We start from the raw sequence: 18,002 nt of genomic DNA, 5'->3' as shown, positions 1-18,002 counted from the left end.
TGGCCTCGACGTCGCGCCGTTTTGCCGGTAATCGTCCATGATGATCAGGGCAGGGACAGGGGATTCCGTGTCCGCCGCCGGACGCCGATGCTTTGCCTGTTCAGTCCGGGGGCGGCTGTTTCGGCGGTTTGACGGCGCTTTACGACATGTCGTCGGCATCGGGCCTTGGGCGCAATGCCTATGTTCAAGAAAAATCTTGAACTCTTTGAATTCGATCAACACTCGTTGATAGTTCTGTGCTAACTTCCGCCGGTAAATTGGAGACGCGACATGGCCCTTACTCCCAAATCAGATGGCTCGGGTGCAACCGGCGATGAAAGCCTTGGCATCGAGGCTTTTCAGGCCGTTGACCGCATACGAGAGGCGCTCTCGGGACAGCTCAGCGGCGGGGTCTCGCCCGGCTCGCTGATGATGGCCTATGTCGACTGGGCCTTTCATCTGGCGCAGGCACCGGGCAAGCAGATGGAACTGGGCGTCAAGGCGGGCCGCAAATGGCAGCGTCTCATGGCGCATCTGATGGCCTCGGCGATGGATCCGCAGGCCGCGCCGGTCATCACGCCCTTGCCGGGCGACCGCCGTTTCGCCGGTGAAGCCTGGGCGAAACCGCCCTTCAGCTGGATGTCGCAGGCTTTCCTGCTGCAGCAGCAATGGCTGCATAACGTCACCCATGAGGTTCCGGGCGTGACGAAGCACCACGAGGATGTGGTGTCTTTTGCCGCGAAACAGATCCTTGATGTCTGTGCGCCTTCGAACAACCCTTTTACCAATCCCGAGGTTGTGGCACGGACCTGGGCTACCGGAGGCATGAACCTTGTGAAGGGCTGGCAGAACTGGCTGCAGGACGTCGTCCGCCAGATCCGGCAGGAGCCGCCAGAGGGTGTCGAGGCCTTTACACCGGGTCGCGATGTGGCGGTGACGCCGGGCAAGGTAATCTTCCGCAACCACCTGATCGAACTGATCCAGTATACGCCCACGACAGAAACCGTGCACCCCGAGCCGGTGCTGATCGTTCCGGCCTGGATCATGAAATACTATATCCTCGACCTCAGCCCGGAGAATTCACTGATCCGCTGGCTGGTGGCGCAGGGCCACACGGTTTTCGCCATTTCCTGGCGCAATCCGGGTGCAGAGGATCGTGATCTGACGCTGGAGGATTATCGCCGGCTGGGCGTGATGGCCGCGTTGGATGAGATCACCCGTCTAATGCCCGATCAGAAAATCCACGCCACCGGCTATTGTCTGGGTGGCACTTTGCTGTCGATCGCGGCGGCTGCCATGGCGGGGAAGGGGGACGCGCGTCTCGCCTCGCTGACGCTGCTTGCCGCGCAGGTCGATTTCGCCGAACCGGGCGAGCTTGCGTTGTTCATCGACCCAAGCCAGCTGCATCTTCTTGAAAGCATGATGTGGAACCGCGGCTATCTCTCTGCCGATCAGATGGCGGGGGCGTTTCAGCTTTTGCGCTCGAATGACCTCATCTGGTCCCGGATGGTGCGCGATTACATGATGGGCGAGCGGACGGCGATGAATGATCTCATGGCCTGGAATGCCGACAGCACCCGGATGCCCTATCGGATGCATGCCGAATATCTGCGCAGGCTTTATCTGAATAATGAGCTTTCTTCGGGACGCTTCACCGCCGGGGGCAAGACAGTTCTGTTGCAGAACATCCGGGTGCCGATCTTTGCCGTCGGGACCGAGCGCGATCATGTCGCACCCTGGAAGTCGGTCTACAAAATCCACCAGTTCACCGATTGCGAGGTGACTTTCGCGCTGACGTCGGGCGGGCATAATGCGGGGATCGTCTCTCCTCCCGGTCACCCGCGCCGCCGCTACCGGCTGGCGACCCGCGCCCATGACGACGCGCTTTTGCCGCCCGAGACCTGGGTCGAGGCCAATCCTGCAACCGAGGGTTCGTGGTGGACGCCCTGGCAGGCCTGGCTTGCCGCGCGTTCGGGTGCCCCCGCCGCGCCGCCCGCAATGGGCAACGCGCTGGCAGATGCGCCCGGCACATATGTTTTCCAGAGGTGACAAGATGACCGGCACTCTGACCAACTATCTGTTTCACCAGATGAAAATCGGCGACCGCGCCAGTCTTGTCCGCCACGTCGGTCCCAAGGATATTGAATTGTTCGCCGCTGTTTCCGGCGACGCCAACCCCGCGCATCTGGATGCCGGTTTCGCCGCCCATGGGCCGTTTGGCCATGTCGTGGTGCACGGCATGTGGACTGCGGCGCTGATTTCGGCGGTGCTGGGCACCCGCCTGCCGGGGCCGGGGACGATCTATCTCGACCAGCAGATCCGCTTTAACAAGCCGGTTTCGCCAGGCGATACCATCACCGCCGAAGTTGAAGTGGCCGAGCTGATCGAGGGCAAGAACCGTGTCCGCCTGACGACCACCGCCCGCAATCAGCGGGGCGAGGTGGTGCTTTCGGGCGAGGCGCTGGTGCTGGCCCCGGTCGAGCAGGTGACCTGGGTGCCGGGTGACCTTCCCGAGGCGGTGGTCTTGCCGAAGGGGCGCTGGCAGGGCTTTGTCGAAGAGGCCCGCGCATTGCCCCCGGTGCGGGCGGCGGTGGTGCATCCCTGTTCGAAATCCGCGATCCTTGGCGCGATCGAGGTGCGCGACGAAGGCCTGCTTGACCCGATCCTGATCGGTCCCGGCGCAAAGATTCGCGCGGCGGCCGCCGAGGCCGGGGTCTCGCTTGACGGCTTCCGGATCGAGGAGACAGAGCACAGCCATGCAGCGGCGGCGCGGGCGGTGGAACTGGCGGCCTGTGGCAACGTCCAGGTGCTGGTCAAGGGCAGCCTGCATTCCGATGAACTGCTTGCGGCGGTGGTTTCGAAAAGCGGCGGCCTGCGCACCGAACGCCGGATCAGCCATGTCTATGCGATGGATGTGCCCGCCTATCGCAAGCCGGTGATCGTCACCGATGCCGCGATCAATATCGCACCGACATTAGAGCATAAGCGCGACATCTGCCAGAATGCCGTCGATCTGATGCGGCTTCTGGGGCGCGATCAGCCGAAGGTCGCGGTGCTGGCGGCGGTCGAGACGGTGAACGCGACGATGCCCGCCACGCTGGATGCCGCCGCGCTGACGGTGATGGCGGCTCGAGGGCAGATCACGGGCGCGCTGGTTGACGGGCCGCTGGCCTTCGACAATGCGATCAGCCCCGAGGCGGTGGCGACGAAGGGCATCGTCTCGCAGGTGGCGGGCGAGGCCGATATTCTTGTGGTGCCGGATCTCGAGGCCGGGAACATGCTTGCCAAACAGCTGATCTATTTCGCGGGCGCCACGGCCGCGGGGCTGGTTCTGGGCGCACGGGTGCCAATCGTTCTGACAAGCCGGGCGGATCCTTTATCGGCCCGCATCGCCTCGGCTGCGCTGGCCAAGCTGGTCGCGGTCCGCAAAGCGGAGGGGAAGGCGTGACCCGCGATCTGATCCTGACATTCAACACCGGATCCTCGACTATCAAGCTGGGGTTTTACGCACTGGAGGCCGCCGCGCCGCGCCCGCTGGCGTCGGGCGTGATCGATTTCCGCGATGAGCCTTTCGAAGTGCGCCTGACGCGCGAGGGCAAGACCTTTTCAGGCCCGATCACAGCGGATCCCGGCGATCTGACAGCCGTGCTGAACCAGGCTTTTGCCTGGCTGGCCGGGCATTTCAATCTTTCGCGCCTTGCGGTGATCGGCCATCGGGTTGTGCATGGCGGCGATGTCTTCACAGGACCAGCCCGGATCACCGATCAGGTGATCGCGCAGATCGACGCGCTGGCGCGGCTTGCGCCGCTGCATCAGCCGCAAAGCCTTGCGCTGATCCGGGCGATGCGGGGGCTTTACCCCGATGTGCCACAGACAGCCTCTTTCGACACGGCGTTTCATGCCACCAACCCGCCCCTGATCCGCCGCTTTGCCCTGCCGCGCGCGCTTTATGATCAGGGGATCAAGCGCTATGGCTTTCATGGTCTCTCCTACCGCTATATCGCCGGGCAACTGGGCGATCTGGCCACCGATGCAAAGGTGGTCGCCGCACATCTGGGCAGCGGCGCAAGCCTTTGTGCGATCCGGGGCGGCAAGAGCATCGACAGCTCGATGGGGTTTTCGACGCTGGACGGCATCCCGATGGCGACGCGTTCGGGTGCGCTGGACCCCGGCGTGATCCTGCATCTGATGGGCGAAATGGGGCAAAGCCTGAAACAGGTCGAGACCATGCTCTATCGTGAAAGCGGCCTTCTGGGCGTGTCGGGTTTCGAGGCTGACAGCCGCGAGCTGATGGCCAGCACGCGCCCAGAGGCTGCCGAGGCGATCGACCTCTTTTGCCTGCGCATCGCGGGCGAGGTGGCACGGTTGGCGACCAGCATGGGCGGGATCGATGCGCTGGTCTTCACGGCAGGAATCGGCGAGCATCAGCCCGGTATCCGCGCCCGTGTCGCCGCGCGGCTGGCCTGGCTTGGGGCAGAGCTTGACCCCGATGCCAATGAAGCAGGGTCGCGCAGGATCAGCACCGCCGCCAGCCGGGTGCAGCTTCTTGTCATTCCGACCGATGAGGAAAGCATCATCGCCCAGGAGGCCGTCAGCGAAGAGGCAGCGACATGATTGATCTGAAAGGCAAACGCGGCCTCGTGGTTGGCGTGGCGAATGAGGCCAGCATCGCCGCCGGTTGCGCCAGGGCCTTTCGCGCGGCGGGGGCAGAGCTGGCGCTGACCTTTCTTAATGAAAAGGCCCGGCCATGGGTCGAACCCGTGGCGCAGGAAGTGGGTGCGCCGCTGTTCCTTCCTTGCGATGTGCGTGAACCCGGGCAGTTGGAAGCCGTGTTTGACCGAATTACCGCTGAATGGGGGCGGCTTGATTTTCTGCTTCATGCCATCGCCTTCGCCCCGCGCGAGGATCTGCACACCAGCGTTGTCAACGCTTCGGCCGAAGGTTTTGCGACGGCGATGGATATCTCTTGCCACTCCTTCCTGCGCATGGCGCGGCTGGCGCGGCCTTTGATGCAGGCGGGTGGTTCGCTGATCACGGTCAGCTTTTACGGCGCGGATCGGGTGGTCGAGAATTACAACCTCATGGGTCCGGTAAAGGCCGCGCTGGAGGCTTCGGTCCGCTATGCGGCGGCCGATCTGGCGGGCGAAGGGATTCGTGCCTTTTCGCTTTCAACCGGTCCGGTCAAGACCCGCGCCGCCTCGGGGATCGACCGGTTCGATGCGCTGATGGATAAGATTCGCGCCCGTACGCCTGCGGGAAAACTGGTAAGCATCGAAGAGATCGGTACACTGGCGGCCTTTCTGGCAACCGAGGCCGCAAGTCCCATGAGCGGATCGGTGGTCTATGCCGATAACGGATTTCACACCACCGCCTGAGGCAGGCGCGGGGCCCCGCCCTTGACCGGAAGGCGGATCCGGGGCAAAGCGGAATCAACATCAGTTGACAGCATTCTGACAGGCGCCGCCGCGTGACCTTCTTTACGGTTCATCCCTTCCATTCCTTCAATCTTGCCGTGGTCTTGCTGATCGCGGGCAAGATCCTGACCCTGAACATTGATCTTCTGCGCCGCTATTCGATCCCCGAGCCGGTGGCGGGCGGCTTTCTCTGTATCGCGGTAACGGGGCTCCTCTGGGCGCTGTTCGATCTGAAGGTCTCATTCGAGGTGGGGATCCGTGATTTCCTGCTGCTGGTGTTCTTTGCCGGTATCGGGCTGAAATCCGATATCCGCACGCTGCTTGCGGGGGGCAGGCCGTTGGTGATCCTGTTGATCCTTGCGACCAGCTTCATCCTTTTGCAGAACTTCGCGGGGATGGGGCTGGCGAGGCTCTTTGGAATGGAGCCGAAGGCCGGGCTGATGGTCGGCTCGGTTTCGCTGACCGGCGGCGTTGGCACCACGCTGGCCTGGGCACCGATATTCGCCGAAAAGCTGGGGATCACGAATGCGCTGGAACTGGGGGTCGCGGCCAATACTGTCGGGCTAATCGCGGCCTGTGTGATCGGCGGGCCGATTGCGGCGCTCCTGATCCGGCGGGGCGGGCTGAAGGCGGAAAACAAGCGCGATCTGGACATCGGCGTTCCGAATGAGGGGCGCGCGGTCCGGATGGATTACTTCTGCATCCTCTGGTCGATCCTGGCGCTGAATGTCACCGTGCTGATCGGGCTGGCGCTGCATGAGGCGATCACGGCGGCCGGCGTCACGCTTCCAGCCTTTGTCAGCTGCCTTGTCGCGGGGATCGTGCTGCGCAACCTTTTGCCGCTGGCCCCGAGGCGGTTAGTGCGGCGGATCTGGCCTGGGGTCGATGATGCGCTGGCGCTGATCTCGGATCTGTCACTCGGGCTTTTCCTGATCATGGCGCTGATGGGCCTGCAGGTCTGGGAGCTGAACGGCGTCCTTCTGTTCATTACCGCCGCCCTTGTGATGCAGATCCTGCTGACGGTCGGATTCACGATTTGGGTCGTGTTCCCCGCGATGGGGCGCGATTATGAGGCGGCGGTGATCTCGGCCGGGTTTGGCGGTATCACGCTCGGCTCAACCGCCACCGCCATCGCCAATATGACCGCCGTGGCGCAGCAACATGGCGCGGCGCACCGGGCCTTTGTGATCGTGCCGCTGGTCTCCGGCTTTTTCATCGATATCGTCAACGCGCTGATCATCTCGGCGCTGGTCGGCTAGGGTGTGTTGACGTTCACCGGAGTCGGATGACGGTTGCGGCGAGAGCAATGAAGGCGCTGAAACTTTCATCAGTCTTGCAGCAGCGCATGGCGATGCCTCTGTATTCCTTGAGCCTGCCGAAGAGGTTCTCGATCAGGTGCCGCCACTTGCAGGTTTCGCGGTCGAATTCGGCGGGGAAGCGGCGGTTGGACTTTGGCGGAATGACCGGCTCGATCCCTGCACCGGTTAGCGCCTCGCGCAGCCAATCGGCATCGAACGCCCGGTCGGCAAGAAGTTGGCCACACGTCAGGCCATCGATCAGCGCCCCTGTGCCGCGCAGATCATGGGCCTGTCCCGGCAGCAGCCGAAAGTCGGTCAGGTTGCCGACCGCATCGGCCAAAGCCATGATCTTGGTTGTTATCCCTCCGCGAGAGCGCCCGATGGCCTGGCTTTGCGTCCCCCTTTTGCGCCCTGTCCGTGGCGGTGAACCTTGACGATGCTGCCGTCGATCATGGCGTATCCAAAATCGGCATCTTCAGCCAGGGCTCGGAACATGCGGTAGAACGCATCGGCCTTTACCCATCGCCGGAACCGCTTGAACACTGAGTTCCACTTGCCGAAATCCGCCGGCAAGTCGCGCCATGGACAACCGGTCCGGACTATCCAGAGAACCGTCTCAACAAAAAGCCGAGGGGCGGGGCCGGTGCGGCCAGGGTCACATTCCCGGCCAAGGCAATGTGGAGCGATAAGTGCCCATTGTGTGTCGGTCAACGTCGTGCGGATCAAGGTTGCCTCCCATTTGGCAGCCTTGAATCAGCCAGCGATCAGTTTGGAAATCCTCAAACGTCAACACGCCCTAGTCATCTGGAACCGAATTTGCCATCATTGATGGGAGGGGCGTTGTTGCAGAACTCTCGCCGTGAAGGATTCACATCACGAATCCATGCGGTTAGACGGGCGGCATGAGCAAGCCCAAGCCCGCCCGCTACCGCACGACGAACTGGTCAGTCTACAACGCTGCGCTCCGCAAGCGCGGGTCGTTGCTGATCTGGCTGGACAAGGAGATGGCCTGGCACGCGTCGCATGAGGGGCGCCCAGGGCGCCCGCCGGTCTTCTCCAATGCAGCGATCCAGTTCTGCCTGTCGATCAAGGTGCTGTTCAAGCTGCCGCTCAGGCAGACAGTCGGGATGGTCGCGAGCCTCCTGCGGCTCGCGGGATTGGACTGGCCCGTTCCCGACTACTCTACGCTGTGCCGCAGACAGAAGACCCTCAAGGTGCAGATCCCCTATCGCCGTGCCGACGGGCCGCTGAATCTGCTGGTGGACAGCACCGGCATCAAGTTTCTTGGCGACGGCGAATGGCATGCCCGCAAGCATGGTGTTCAAGGCCGCCGCCAATGGCGCAAGGTGCATCTGGCCATGGACACCGCCACCTCGGACATCCGCGCCATCGAGTTCACCCCCAGCCGGGAAGGCGACAGCCCTGTCCTGCCCGACCTGCTCGACCAGATCCCCCAAGGCGAAGACATCGGCACCGTGACTGCGGACGGCGCCTACGACACCCGCCGCTGCCACAGCGCCGTTATCTCGCGCGGCGGCACGGCGATCATCCCAATCCGCAAGAACGGTCGTCCGTGGAAAGAGGACTGCCCGGCGGCCCGGGCGCGCAACGAAACCCTCCGGGCCACGCGCCATTATGGACGCGCGTTCTGGAAGCGCTTGACCGGATACCATGCCCGCAGCCGCGTCGAAGCAAAGATGCGCTGCCTCAAGTCCTTCGGCGAGCGCATCGCCGCGAGAGACCCCGACCGCCAGACCGCCGAAATCCACATCCGCGTCGCCCTCATGAACCGCTTCAACGCCCTCGGAACAGCCGAGATCGTCCGCGTGGCCTGAACCTTACGGGGAAAGGGGCCCTCACGCCTCAGAACGCCGTTCTGCAACAATGCCCCGCTATCGCCTCAATATCCGATTCTCCTGATCGACTGCCCGAGCCCGGCCACGCCGGGCTTTTTGTTGATGGCTGCGGGGGGGGGCATCCCCATAGGCGCTAACTTAAGGGTGGGCACTTGGAATCATGATGCAATTCCTCGGGCAGATGCGAACGACCGATTCCATAAACATTAACTGGCAGGCCCTGATCGGACTGGCAGTCTCTGATAACGCGGCTGTCGCAATCCGTTGATCTCGAAGCGACGGCGCGGGAGACCGGCGTGCGCATGCGGCGGCGTGTCTTTCCATCTGCGGCGAAACTGTCGAATCCGGGTTTCAGGACAGTTCTATCCGCTCTATCCCCTTGAGGAAGCGGTTGATCACGTCGAGTTCGTCGTCGGAAATGCCTTCGATCAATTCGGCATAGCGCGACCGGAGCTGATGGTATGCCGAAAGCAACCGCTCCTGCTGGCCCTCTACGGGTTCGATGATGATGCCGCGCCGGTCGTGGCTGTTGGGAACGCGCCGGACGAAGCCCGCCCGTTCCAGCCGGTCGATCGCCGCGGTCGCCGAGCCGGTCGAGATGCCGAGATAGTCCGACAGCATTGTCGGCGTCACCGGCTCGTCGGCCGTCTCCAGCAATTCCAGCGAAGCGAGATCGGTTCCGTGGATACCCAGCCTGCGTGCGACGGTGGCGTCCAGCCTTAGCACCTTGCGAAGCACCGACCGCAAATCGCGCCGCAACTGTTGCTCCTTTTCCAATCGGGAATCCGCTGCCCTTGTCATGTCGTGCCGTTGCATCTATATGGCTCTACCATAGAGTTACTTGACAGCACATATAATGCCGACTTGCCCACAGCGCCAGATGGATTGTTCCGCATGACAACCGAGAGGACCCCACAGCCTGGAGACGATGCCGGTGACGTTGAACACGCGCCGGCGACACCACTGGTCACCAGGCAAGATGCAAGTGAGCCGGAGCCTGAATCGGCTCCCGTCACCCTCGAGGACGAAGCTGCTCCCAATGCGGAGCCGTTGCCCGGAAATCGAGGAAACCCCGCAAAGAAAATCGCGGCGCTGCTCGTGGTTGTCCTGGCGGTGTTCGTCAGTTGGTATGCGGTCTCGGACCGGCTCGCGCCCTATTCGTCGAGAGGCACGGTGTCGGCCTATGTTGCGCAGATTGCCCCGAGGGTCGCCGGGCAGGTGACCGAAGTCTTCGTCGAGGACAACACGATCGTCGATCAGGACGAGCCGCTGTTCCAGCTCGACCGCCGTCCATTCGAACTGGCGGTCCGTCAGGCGGAGGTTGGTCTGGCGCAGGCCGTTCAGGCGACTGACGCCTCGGCAGCGGCGATCGCCTCGTCTCAGGCACGCGTGTCCCAGGCGCGGGCCAGTCTCGAGAACGCGCGCACCGCCGCCAACCGGACCGCGTCGCTCTTCGAGCGAGGAGTGGTGACCCAGGCGCAGGTCGACAACGCAAGGGCCGAGTTGCGTGTCGCCGAAGCCCAACTCGAAGCCGCCGAGGCCGACCTGCAAAGCGCCCTGCTGCAACTGGGCAAGGACGGCGGCGCGTCAAATCCGCAGATCATGGCGGCGCAACTCCAACTGGAGCAGGCGCAGCTCAACCTTCTCTATTCGACCGTCACCGCGCCGACCCGTGGCGTCGTCACCAACCTGCAACTTGCCATCGGTCAGTTCGCGGCGGCGGGCTCGCCCGTAATGACCTTCTTCGATTCGCGCGGAGCGTGGATCACCGCCGATCTGCGTGAGAACCAGATCGGCAACATCGAACCCGGCGACGAAGTGGAAATCCTGTTCGACGCCATGCCGGGCCAGACCTTCAGGGGGCGCGTCCATTCGATCGCATGGGGTATCGATCCGGGCCGCACCTCGGCCGGCGGCCTGATGCAGAACCGTCCGGAAAACCAGTGGTTCGAGCCGGCCCGCCGCATGCCGGTCCACATCGAGCTTGAGGGCGGCATGCAGGCGTGGCCATTGACCGTCAAGGCAGGCGCCAAGGTCAGCGTCGTCGTCTATGCGGGAGGGACCGGAACGCCGATCTCGGGCGTGGCCTCGACACTTCTCAAGATACAGTCCTGGCTATCCTATCTGTATTGAGGTCGATCCATGTATGTCGCACCGCGCCCGCATGTCGATGACGATCCGCTGTTCGCGGTCCGGCTGTCGAGCGCGGCGGTCGTCGGCTTCGGCCTGGCGATCCTGCTTCAGTCACCGATGCCGATGTTGCCCCCGGCGCTGATCGTCGGCCTGATGGCCGGCATGCGCAAGGCGTTCGATCCGAAGAAGGCGGTCGGCGGGCCTGTGGCGATGATCATCATGGTGATCTTGATATCCGGGCTGGTGGAATTGGCGCGGCCGATGCCGCTGGTTCTCATCACGCTGACGGGCGCGCTGTGCGTTCTGTCCTATTACATCATCCTCAGCACCGGCAACCCGATCGGCATGCTGGTCGCGATCGTCGCGGTTCTGATGTCCGTCATGCGCATGTCGTCCGCCGTGATGATGGACTACATGCGCGACGGCTTCATCGAGGCGAGCCTGTGCGCCCTTGTCGCCATACCCCTTCTCTACGCTGTGTTCCCGCCGCGTGCGAAGGAAATGATGGTCGAGATCTACCAGCCGGCCAGCGAAGGCCATCACGTGCTGCGCGCATTCATCCGGGGCGGCGTCCTGCTGCTCCTGTCGTTCTGGCTCTATGCCGTTCTCGATGCGGCCAATCTGATGCTCGCCGTCGCCGCCGTCTTCGTGCTGGTATTTCCGACACGCGAACAGCTCTATGCCGAGGCGTGGGAACGTACTCTCGCCACGATGATTGGCGCGGCGATCTCGTTCGCCATCCTCTATTCCTTCGACTACATGGCGCACTTTCCCGTCCTGCTGATCCTTGTGTTCCTGGGTGGTCTCTTTCTCGCGAGCCGGATGATGAACGGCTCCCATCCGCCGATGGTCTACCAGTTCGCTTTCTCGGTCATGATCTCGCTCGTGGCCGGCGCGTTGTCGACGCAGAACCCGGTTTCGGCCAGCACGCTGCGCATCGTGCTCACGCTTGTCGGAGCGGTCGGAGCCGCATTCCTGACAGCCCTCCTCGAACGCCTGTTGATCGGCGACGAAGCGCATGACAGGCTGATTGTCCCGGAGCCGTGATTGTCCCGCCAGCATAGCGGCGTGCCCGCGATCGGTGCAGGTCTTCAGCCCGGTGCAGTCGGGTCCAGCGTCATCCGGATCTGTCGCCTGATTGACACCCCTCCGCGAACTACCTACGAAAGGGAAGGCCATGCCCCACAAGCGTTAAGTCAAGGGGATGGTTGCATTCCTTGCATCAGCAGCCTGGTTCTTCCTGCGTCTCGGTGGATCGCAAATGTGGCGCATGATGCCGGCGAAGCTGTTCGAGATTTCGCTCGCCGTTCGCACCGTCAAGATAACGGTGAGGATCGCATGCCGTAGGAGGCTATGCAGCCGCCACAGCGACATGGGCCTGGTTGACCACGGTTTCGTCGTCGCAGGGGGGAGAGTCGAGAACGTCGGTGACGGCCTCTTCGATCATCAGCGCCAGGATAAGATGCGCCGTCAGCCAGGTTCTGGCCAATCGCACGTCCCTGGCCGGAAGCTTGTGGATGCCAAGACCACTCTTGAGACGCTTGAAGGCGAGTTCGATCTGCCAGCGCAGCCGATAGACGTCCAGAACGGCTTTAGCCGTCATGTCGGCTGCCGGGATCGACGTCAGCAACATGACGAACCCCGTCGCCGCGACGGTTGTCGGCAGCATGACCTGACTGGAACGGCGGCGCTGATGTCTACTTATTGCCGACTTCAAGGAGCGTTCCGCCGCTTCGGCATCTTTCCGTTTGATGATGAGCCTTGCCTGAAACAGAGGCTTGCCGCGTCCCTTCTGCTTGTGGCCAGAGTGTTCGATGAAGACATCGATCTCGCGGACTTGGCCAATCCGCATCGGCGCATAAACGGCATTCCAGTCGACCGGATGGCCATCCATAATGACGATGCGTATGGTGCGCCAACCTGAGCGGACGATGAAATCGGCGCCGGCGGCAATCACCTTTTCCAATGACGGCGCACGGGCATAGGCGAAGAGCTTGGCCTGAGGCCCGAGGAAATCCACGCCGACATGCTTCCGGAGGACAAGGTCCGGATGGCTGGCGAACTGGCTGCCCGCGGCAAGGTCGCCTTCGTCGGCGATGGCGTCAATGACGCAGCGGCCCTGGCTCGCGCCGATGTGGGTATCGCTATGGGCGCCGCCGGGTCGGACGTCGCACTGCAGGCGGCGGACGTGGCTCTTCTTTCGGAGGATATGGGGCGTCTTGCGGAAGCCCATCGCCTGGCGCGCCGCACCTCGCGGATCATCCGGCAGAACCTCGCCTTCGCCATGGGTGCGATGGCGATCCTTGTCACGGGCGGCCTGTTCTTCGAGCTTCCCCTACCGCTCGCCGTGATCGGTCGCGAAGGCGGAACGGTTCTGGTGGTGCTCAACGGCCTGCGCTTGCTGAGGGACCCTATCAGGCGCGGCAAAGCCAAGCCAACGTCACGAGATCAGGTCGCGACGGCCGCCAGCATCGTTGCTCCCGTCCAACGGCATGCCTACCGCAGGAAGATCCCGCGGCGCGCCGGTTGAACGCGACGACTCTCCAACTCGTTTCCGACATGGAGAAGGTTGGATATCAGGCCCATCCCCTCCGCCACTTGCCCTCGCGAAAGCGTTCTCCCGATCCGGCTGCAGCCGGATTTTTCCGTTGTTTTCGAGGGTTATGCGGGGGGGATGTTAACCGGCCTCGTTGCTAGGAGGCCCGAAAGTAGTCTCTCTGGGTGGATATTCTCCGGACCTGTTGCCTGCGATGTTCTGGTGAATTTCTATAAGTTATTGATATTTATCGTAAAAGTTCGAATTTCGAATTGGTCGTTTCGTAATACCATTTCCAGTGCAGCCGGTCCTGAAATCCAAACCTACTTTTTGGATGCGCGCAGCCGGGGGGGGGGGCGGTTTCACAGCAATTCTCGTCCGGGCTCGGCCACGCCGCTTCTTCTGCTAGGATTGTGCCTAGTTTGATAGATACTTGTTTTAGTCCGGGCTTGGCCACGCCGCTTCTTCTGCTAGGATGAGAGCTTCGCGGATGTGTTGGCAAATGTTGTCCGGGCTTGGCCACGCCGCTTCTTCTGCTAGGATCGTTCCTGCGTCCTGATGGCAAGGGTAAGGGTCCGGGCTTGGCCACGCCGCTTCTTCTGCTAGGATCGACCCTGCCGCATTGGTTCGGGCGCTGCAGTCCGGGCTTGGCCACGCCGCTTCTTCTGCTAGGATGCTGCCGTAGATCGCGCGGATCACGGCATAGTCCGGGCTTGGCCACGCCGCTTCTTCTGCTAGGATAGGGAGCAGGTTGACGAGTTCGTCGGTGACGTCCGGGCTTGGCCACGCCGCTTCTTCTGCTAGGATCCGTGCGGCGTCCACGGTGCGCAGGGCGGTGTCCGGGCTTGGCCACGCCGCTTCTTCTGCTAGGATCAAACAGTACAACTGGCGCTACTATGGTCGGTCCGGGCTTGGCCACGCCGCTTCTTCTGCTAGGATCTGGCTCGGCCGCGGGTATGTCCAGCTCACGTCCGGGCTTGGCCACGCCGCTTCTTCTGCTAGGATGGCGGTCTTTGCGCCCGGCCAAATGCTGAAGTCCGGGCTTGGCCACGCCGCTTCTTCTGCTAGGATCGCCAGATGCGGGCGCAGTGGTCGGGTTCAGTCCGGGCTTGGCCACGCCGCTTCTTCTGCTAGGATCAAGCCATGAGGGTCACGCTCTTGGCTGGGGTCCGGGCTTGGCCACGCCGCTTCTTCTGCTAGGATCTCCTGCGGGGCTACGGCAATGCAATCGTCGTCCGGGCTTGGCCACGCCGCTTCTTCTGCTAGGATCTCCTGCGGGGCTACGGCAATGCAATCGTCGTCCGGGCTTGGCCACGCCGCTTCTTCTGCTAGGATCTCCTGCGGGGCTACGGCAATGCAATCGTCGTCCGGGCTTGGCCACGCCGCTTCTTCTGCTAGGATCACCGGCGAAGGCGTTACCCATCGAAACCGGTCCGGGCTTGGCCACGCCGCTTCTTCTGCTAGGATGCGCCAGCTTTCGTTGCGCACGCCTTCAACGTCCGGGCTTGGCCACGCCGCTTCTTCTGCTAGGATATGGGCGGAACACAGCAGGCAGACCCTGCTGTCCGGGCTTGGCCACGCCGCTTCTTCTGCTAGGATATGGGCGGAACACAGCAGGCAGACCCTGCTGTCCGGGCTTGGCCACGCCGCTTCTTCTGCTAGGATATGGGCGGAACACAGCAGGCAGACCCTGCTGTCCGGGCTTGGCCACGCCGCTTCTTCTGCTAGGATAGTTCTGATGCGCTGGTTGATCGATCTTTTGTCCGGGCTTGGCCACGCCGCTTCTTCTGCTAGGATGGTGATCGACCGCCTGAACGCCCATGTGAAGTCCGGGCTTGGCCACGCCGCTTCTTCTGCTAGGATCCGATGGAATCCGGCATGATGGACAGTTTCGTCCGGGCTTGGCCACGCCGCTTCTTCTGCTAGGATATCTTCGGGGCGCCAAAGCCCATGTTCGCCGTCCGGGCTTGGCCACGCCGCTTCTTCTGCTAGGATACGAGGTATACGGCCTCGATGATATCGCCAGTCCGGGCTTGGCCACGCCGCTTCTTCTGCTAGGATGTCAATGCTGCCCAAGCGCAGGCGAACGAAGTCCGGGCTTGGCCACGCCGCTTCTTCTGCTAGGATATCTTCCAGGATACCTTGCCAGCCGGGCATGTCCGGGCTTGGCCACGCCGCTTCTTCTGCTAGGATTGTGTGGGCGGCGATCAGCAGCGCGATGCTGTCCGGGCTTGGCCACGCCGCTTCTTCTGCTAGGATTGTGGCGGAGGATGATCCGTTGGCCGTGAAAGTCCGGGCTTGGCCACGCCGCTTCTTCTGCTAGGATGGCGTCAGAGAAAACGACACGGGGGCGTCAGTCCGGGCTTGGCCACGCCGCTTCTTCTGCTAGGATCTGGATCATCTCGGCCTCGCAAGACGCGGTGTCCGGGCTTGGCCACGCCGCTTCTTCTGCTAGGATCATGATGACGCGCACGAAATGGCCGAGATGGTCCGGGCTTGGCCACGCCGCTTCTTCTGCTAGGATCGGGTTGCTGATCTGCCTCATTCCACCCTCGTCCGGGCTTGGCCACGCCGCTTCTTCTGCTAGGATTCGACGTGATATCGTTGCCGGTCGGGTGCAGTCCGGGCTTGGCCACGCCGCTTCTTCTGCTAGGATTGATCATGAACAAAGGGCGACCCGTGCAAAGTCCGGGCTTGGCCACGCCGCTTCTTCTGCTAGGATAGACGATCCCGACTGGCGCGCTGACTACAGGTCCGGGCTTGGCCACGCCGCTTCTTCTGCTAGGATGACGCCAGTCAGGCTCTCACCACACATTCCGTCCGGGCTTGGCCACGCCGCTTCTTCTGCTAGGATAGCGCAACGGGCCGAACAGGATACCGCTGCGGTCCGGGCTTGGCCACGCCGCTTCTTCTGCTAGGATGGAGCTTATCGCTGATGTCGCGCGGTTGATGTCCGGGCTTGGCCACGCCGCTTCTTCTGCTAGGATCACAGGCAGTGCGAGCGCGCCCCTGAACTCTGTCCGGGCTTGGCCACGCCGCTTCTTCTGCTAGGATCGATATCACCAACACCGTGACTGGCGGCGAGTCCGGGCTTGGCCACGCCGCTTCTTCTGCTAGGATGTCCTTCATCGCCGGCGATTATGTGACGGCGTCCGGGCTTGGCCACGCCGCTTCTTCTGCTAGGATAAACGAACTGCGGGTTCGATATCAGCCGCAGTCCGGGCTTGGCCACGCCGCTTCTTCTGCTAGGATGAGCAGCAACTCTACGGGAATACCTATATCGTCCGGGCTTGGCCACGCCGCTTCTTCTGCTAGGATAAGCCCCGCGCAACCTCTTGTTGCGCGGGGATTTTTACTGACTTTTTCCGCATAAAAACGTCCTCTGCCTGGTCAAAACAGCACGAGTTGGGCCGGTTTTTCTGCTGGCGTTTTCGATCTTCGCTTGCCGTTAAAGACCTGACTGAGGGCATATTGCTTGTCCGTGAAGAACAGCACCTGCACATGGCCGGGGTCCGGGACGAGGTTGCCAACCTGTCTTGCATAGCTCTCAGCCTTTTCTTTGCTCCATGCGTGCCGAAGATATACCGAGAACTGAACCATTTCAAAGCCAAGGTCCAACAGATCGTTGCGAAATCGCGTTGCACGCTTGCGTTCGGCACTGGTCAGCACCGGCAGATCGAAAAGTACCCATACCCACATGATTCTGTATCCTGAGAGTTGTTTGAAGCCTTTATCACCCATCGCCGTGATTTTCCGAGGCTAGGGGGATCGGCCGGTCCGGAAAGGCGAGGCGCAATTTGCCGCTTTCGCAGGATTGAGCGAGGCTTTGCGCCAGGCGCACAAGGACCTGTGACAAGGGGCTTGCGCCCTGCGGTGTCGGAAAATCGGCGGCAAGGCTTGCCACCAGCGCACCGCGCCCTTCGGCGACCTCGGTGATACCTTCCGCGCACAGGCGGCGAACGATCAGATCGACAGTGGGGCGGAAAGGCTCCATCAGATCATCGGCAAGGGCCAGCGCATCGCCACCAGAGCGATGGTGGACTGACAGGGACGGATGCAACCCTGCGGCGACGATCGCGCGGGCAGTTGCTGCTCTCAGAACGGCATAGCCGTAGTTCAGCAGGGCATTTGCACCCGATGCATCACGCTCACGGCGAAACGCCTTGTCCATCATCAAGGGCCAGTAGGCCTGCGCGGCCTGCGCCTCGCGATTGTCAGGATCGCCGGATCTTACGGCCATGGCCAACCGCCGCAGCCGCTCGGACGGCTCGTTCACGCGCTCAAGTGCCTCAGCCTGTGCCATGATCTTGTGGCGCACCAATGTGGCCCATGTCTGCTTGCGTAAAGGCAAGGATGCATTTGCCTGCGCCCTGAAACGATGCGCCTGCTGGAAATGCCCGTTGAGCGGGAGCATGACACTCACCGGGTTGAAGTCATGGCCCAGCACCATGACCGGCACCTGACGGACGCCAAGTTCGGCAAGCGCTGTATTCGACCAAACCATTCCGGGGCTGGCGACCAGCACCGCCTCAACGTCATCGAAGGCGATCCGTCCGGCCTCGCCGTCACTTGTATCCACCGCCAAGAACCCGCGGCGCTTGTGCACCGAGAGCCCGGGCTTCGTCAGTTCCAATATCCGTCCAACCATGAGAGCCTCCTTGAGGGAATGCGCCCGACCAGTTGGCCTGCCTTGTTGATTGCCACTGAGATTTGACCCGGCAACAGCGGAAATTGTCATTGAGAATTGACCCATGTGCAACCTTGCCCCGGCTTGAACCAGCTGGGG

The 18,002-nt window shown here is 62.5% G+C and carries 12 protein-coding genes, 2 pseudogenes and 1 CRISPR repeat array; of the genes and pseudogenes, 9 read left to right on the top strand and 5 right to left on the bottom strand.

Translation table 11 applies throughout. The annotated features are described in order from the left end of the window. Positions 1-270 precede the first annotated feature (270 nt). The 5 genes from DFP89_RS08110 to gltS all read left to right on the top strand — a co-directional run bounded on the left by DFP89_RS08110 (position 271) and on the right by gltS (position 6,652). A complete protein-coding gene (locus tag DFP89_RS08110; RefSeq protein ID WP_051693716.1) occupies positions 271-2,028 on the top strand; it encodes a PHA/PHB synthase family protein in 1,758 nt (585 codons plus the stop codon). A gap of 4 nt (positions 2,029-2,032) precedes the next feature. After that, positions 2,033-3,427: a bifunctional enoyl-CoA hydratase/phosphate acetyltransferase gene (locus DFP89_RS08105; protein ID WP_097031787.1), complete on the top strand. Its 1,395-nt coding sequence runs from the start codon at positions 2,033-2,035 to the stop codon at positions 3,425-3,427. Next, positions 3,424-4,593: an acetate/propionate family kinase gene (locus DFP89_RS08100; protein ID WP_035745643.1), complete on the top strand. Its 1,170-nt coding sequence runs from the start codon at positions 3,424-3,426 to the stop codon at positions 4,591-4,593. The genes DFP89_RS08105 and DFP89_RS08100 overlap by 4 nt, the downstream gene beginning before the upstream one ends. Beyond that, complete coding sequence (fabI, locus tag DFP89_RS08095; protein WP_035745640.1) at positions 4,590-5,354, top strand: enoyl-ACP reductase FabI; 765 nt, start codon at positions 4,590-4,592, stop codon at positions 5,352-5,354. Before DFP89_RS08100 ends, fabI begins: the two co-directional genes overlap by 4 nt. 92 nt (positions 5,355-5,446) lie before the next feature. Next, positions 5,447-6,652, top strand: coding sequence for a sodium/glutamate symporter (gltS, locus tag DFP89_RS08090; protein WP_114348925.1), 1,206 nt, complete (start codon positions 5,447-5,449; stop codon positions 6,650-6,652). A 13-nt stretch (positions 6,653-6,665) separates the two neighbouring features. Here the strand turns inward: gltS and DFP89_RS08085 are convergent. After that, positions 6,666-7,402 (bottom strand): annotated as a pseudogene (locus DFP89_RS08085) (IS5 family transposase). A 191-nt stretch (positions 7,403-7,593) separates the two neighbouring features. On the opposite strand from DFP89_RS08085, the gene DFP89_RS08080 reads away from it, so the two are divergent. Beyond that, entirely contained in the window at positions 7,594-8,526 is a 933-nt protein-coding gene (locus tag DFP89_RS08080; RefSeq protein ID WP_068767093.1) for an IS5 family transposase, read from the top strand. Between the two features lie 372 nt (positions 8,527-8,898). Here DFP89_RS08080 and DFP89_RS08075 read toward each other — a convergent pair whose 3' ends face one another. Then, on the bottom strand, positions 8,899-9,363 hold the full coding sequence (locus DFP89_RS08075) for a MarR family winged helix-turn-helix transcriptional regulator (RefSeq protein WP_068767094.1): 465 nt from the start codon (positions 9,361-9,363) through the stop codon (positions 8,899-8,901). Positions 9,364-9,441: 78 nt separating this feature from the next. On the opposite strand from DFP89_RS08075, the gene DFP89_RS08070 reads away from it, so the two are divergent. Next, positions 9,442-10,680, top strand: coding sequence for an HlyD family secretion protein (locus DFP89_RS08070; RefSeq protein WP_081969108.1), 1,239 nt, complete (start codon positions 9,442-9,444; stop codon positions 10,678-10,680). A gap of 9 nt (positions 10,681-10,689) precedes the next feature. Then, the gene (locus DFP89_RS08065) at positions 10,690-11,727 is read left to right on the top strand and encodes an FUSC family protein (protein ID WP_036732773.1); all 1,038 of its coding nucleotides are present in this window, start codon (positions 10,690-10,692) and stop codon (positions 11,725-11,727) included. A gap of 304 nt (positions 11,728-12,031) precedes the next feature. Here the strand turns inward: DFP89_RS08065 and DFP89_RS08060 are convergent, their stop codons facing one another. After that, on the bottom strand, positions 12,032-12,532 hold the full coding sequence (locus DFP89_RS08060; protein WP_231572757.1) for a transposase: 501 nt from the start codon (positions 12,530-12,532) through the stop codon (positions 12,032-12,034). Between the two features lie 129 nt (positions 12,533-12,661). On the opposite strand from DFP89_RS08060, the pseudogene DFP89_RS08055 reads away from it, so the two are divergent. Beyond that, positions 12,662-13,210 (top strand): annotated as a pseudogene (locus DFP89_RS08055) (HAD-IC family P-type ATPase); the annotation flags it as partial. 382 nt (positions 13,211-13,592) lie between these two features. Further along, positions 13,593-16,534: direct repeats of the CRISPR family, unit length 36 nt; unit sequence GTCCGGGCTTGGCCACGCCGCTTCTTCTGCTAGGAT. A 72-nt stretch (positions 16,535-16,606) separates the two neighbouring features. On the opposite strand, the gene cas2 reads toward DFP89_RS08055, so the two are convergent. Together cas2 and cas1 are read right to left on the bottom strand one after the other, a co-directional pair. After that, entirely contained in the window at positions 16,607-16,915 is a 309-nt protein-coding gene (gene cas2, locus DFP89_RS08050) for a CRISPR-associated endonuclease Cas2 (RefSeq protein ID WP_114348924.1), read from the bottom strand. A 34-nt stretch (positions 16,916-16,949) separates the two neighbouring features. After that, on the bottom strand, positions 16,950-18,002 hold a 1,053-nt coding region (gene cas1, locus DFP89_RS08045; RefSeq protein ID WP_114348923.1), incomplete at its 5' end, for a type II CRISPR-associated endonuclease Cas1.

The sequence above is a fragment of the Paracoccus lutimaris genome (assembly GCF_003337565.1).
Classification (GTDB): domain Bacteria; phylum Pseudomonadota; class Alphaproteobacteria; order Rhodobacterales; family Rhodobacteraceae; genus Paracoccus; species Paracoccus lutimaris.
This window is presented reverse-complemented; position numbering and strand designations above follow the sequence as displayed.

Coding starts and splice junctions, on each gene's coding strand:
- DFP89_RS08075 (WP_068767094.1), bottom strand. CDS start 9,363: ATGCAACGGCACGACATGACAAGGGCAGCGGATTCCCGATTGGAAAAG.
- cas2 (WP_114348924.1), bottom strand. CDS start 16,915: ATGTGGGTATGGGTACTTTTCGATCTGCCGGTGCTGACCAGTGCCGAA.
- DFP89_RS08110 (WP_051693716.1), top strand. CDS start 271: ATGGCCCTTACTCCCAAATCAGATGGCTCGGGTGCAACCGGCGATGAA.
- DFP89_RS08070 (WP_081969108.1), top strand. CDS start 9,442: ATGACAACCGAGAGGACCCCACAGCCTGGAGACGATGCCGGTGACGTT.
- DFP89_RS08065 (WP_036732773.1), top strand. CDS start 10,690: ATGTATGTCGCACCGCGCCCGCATGTCGATGACGATCCGCTGTTCGCG.
- DFP89_RS08060 (WP_231572757.1), bottom strand. CDS start 12,532: ATGCGGATTGGCCAAGTCCGCGAGATCGATGTCTTCATCGAACACTCT.
- fabI (WP_035745640.1), top strand. CDS start 4,590: ATGATTGATCTGAAAGGCAAACGCGGCCTCGTGGTTGGCGTGGCGAAT.
- DFP89_RS08080 (WP_068767093.1), top strand. CDS start 7,594: ATGAGCAAGCCCAAGCCCGCCCGCTACCGCACGACGAACTGGTCAGTC.
- DFP89_RS08105 (WP_097031787.1), top strand. CDS start 2,033: ATGACCGGCACTCTGACCAACTATCTGTTTCACCAGATGAAAATCGGC.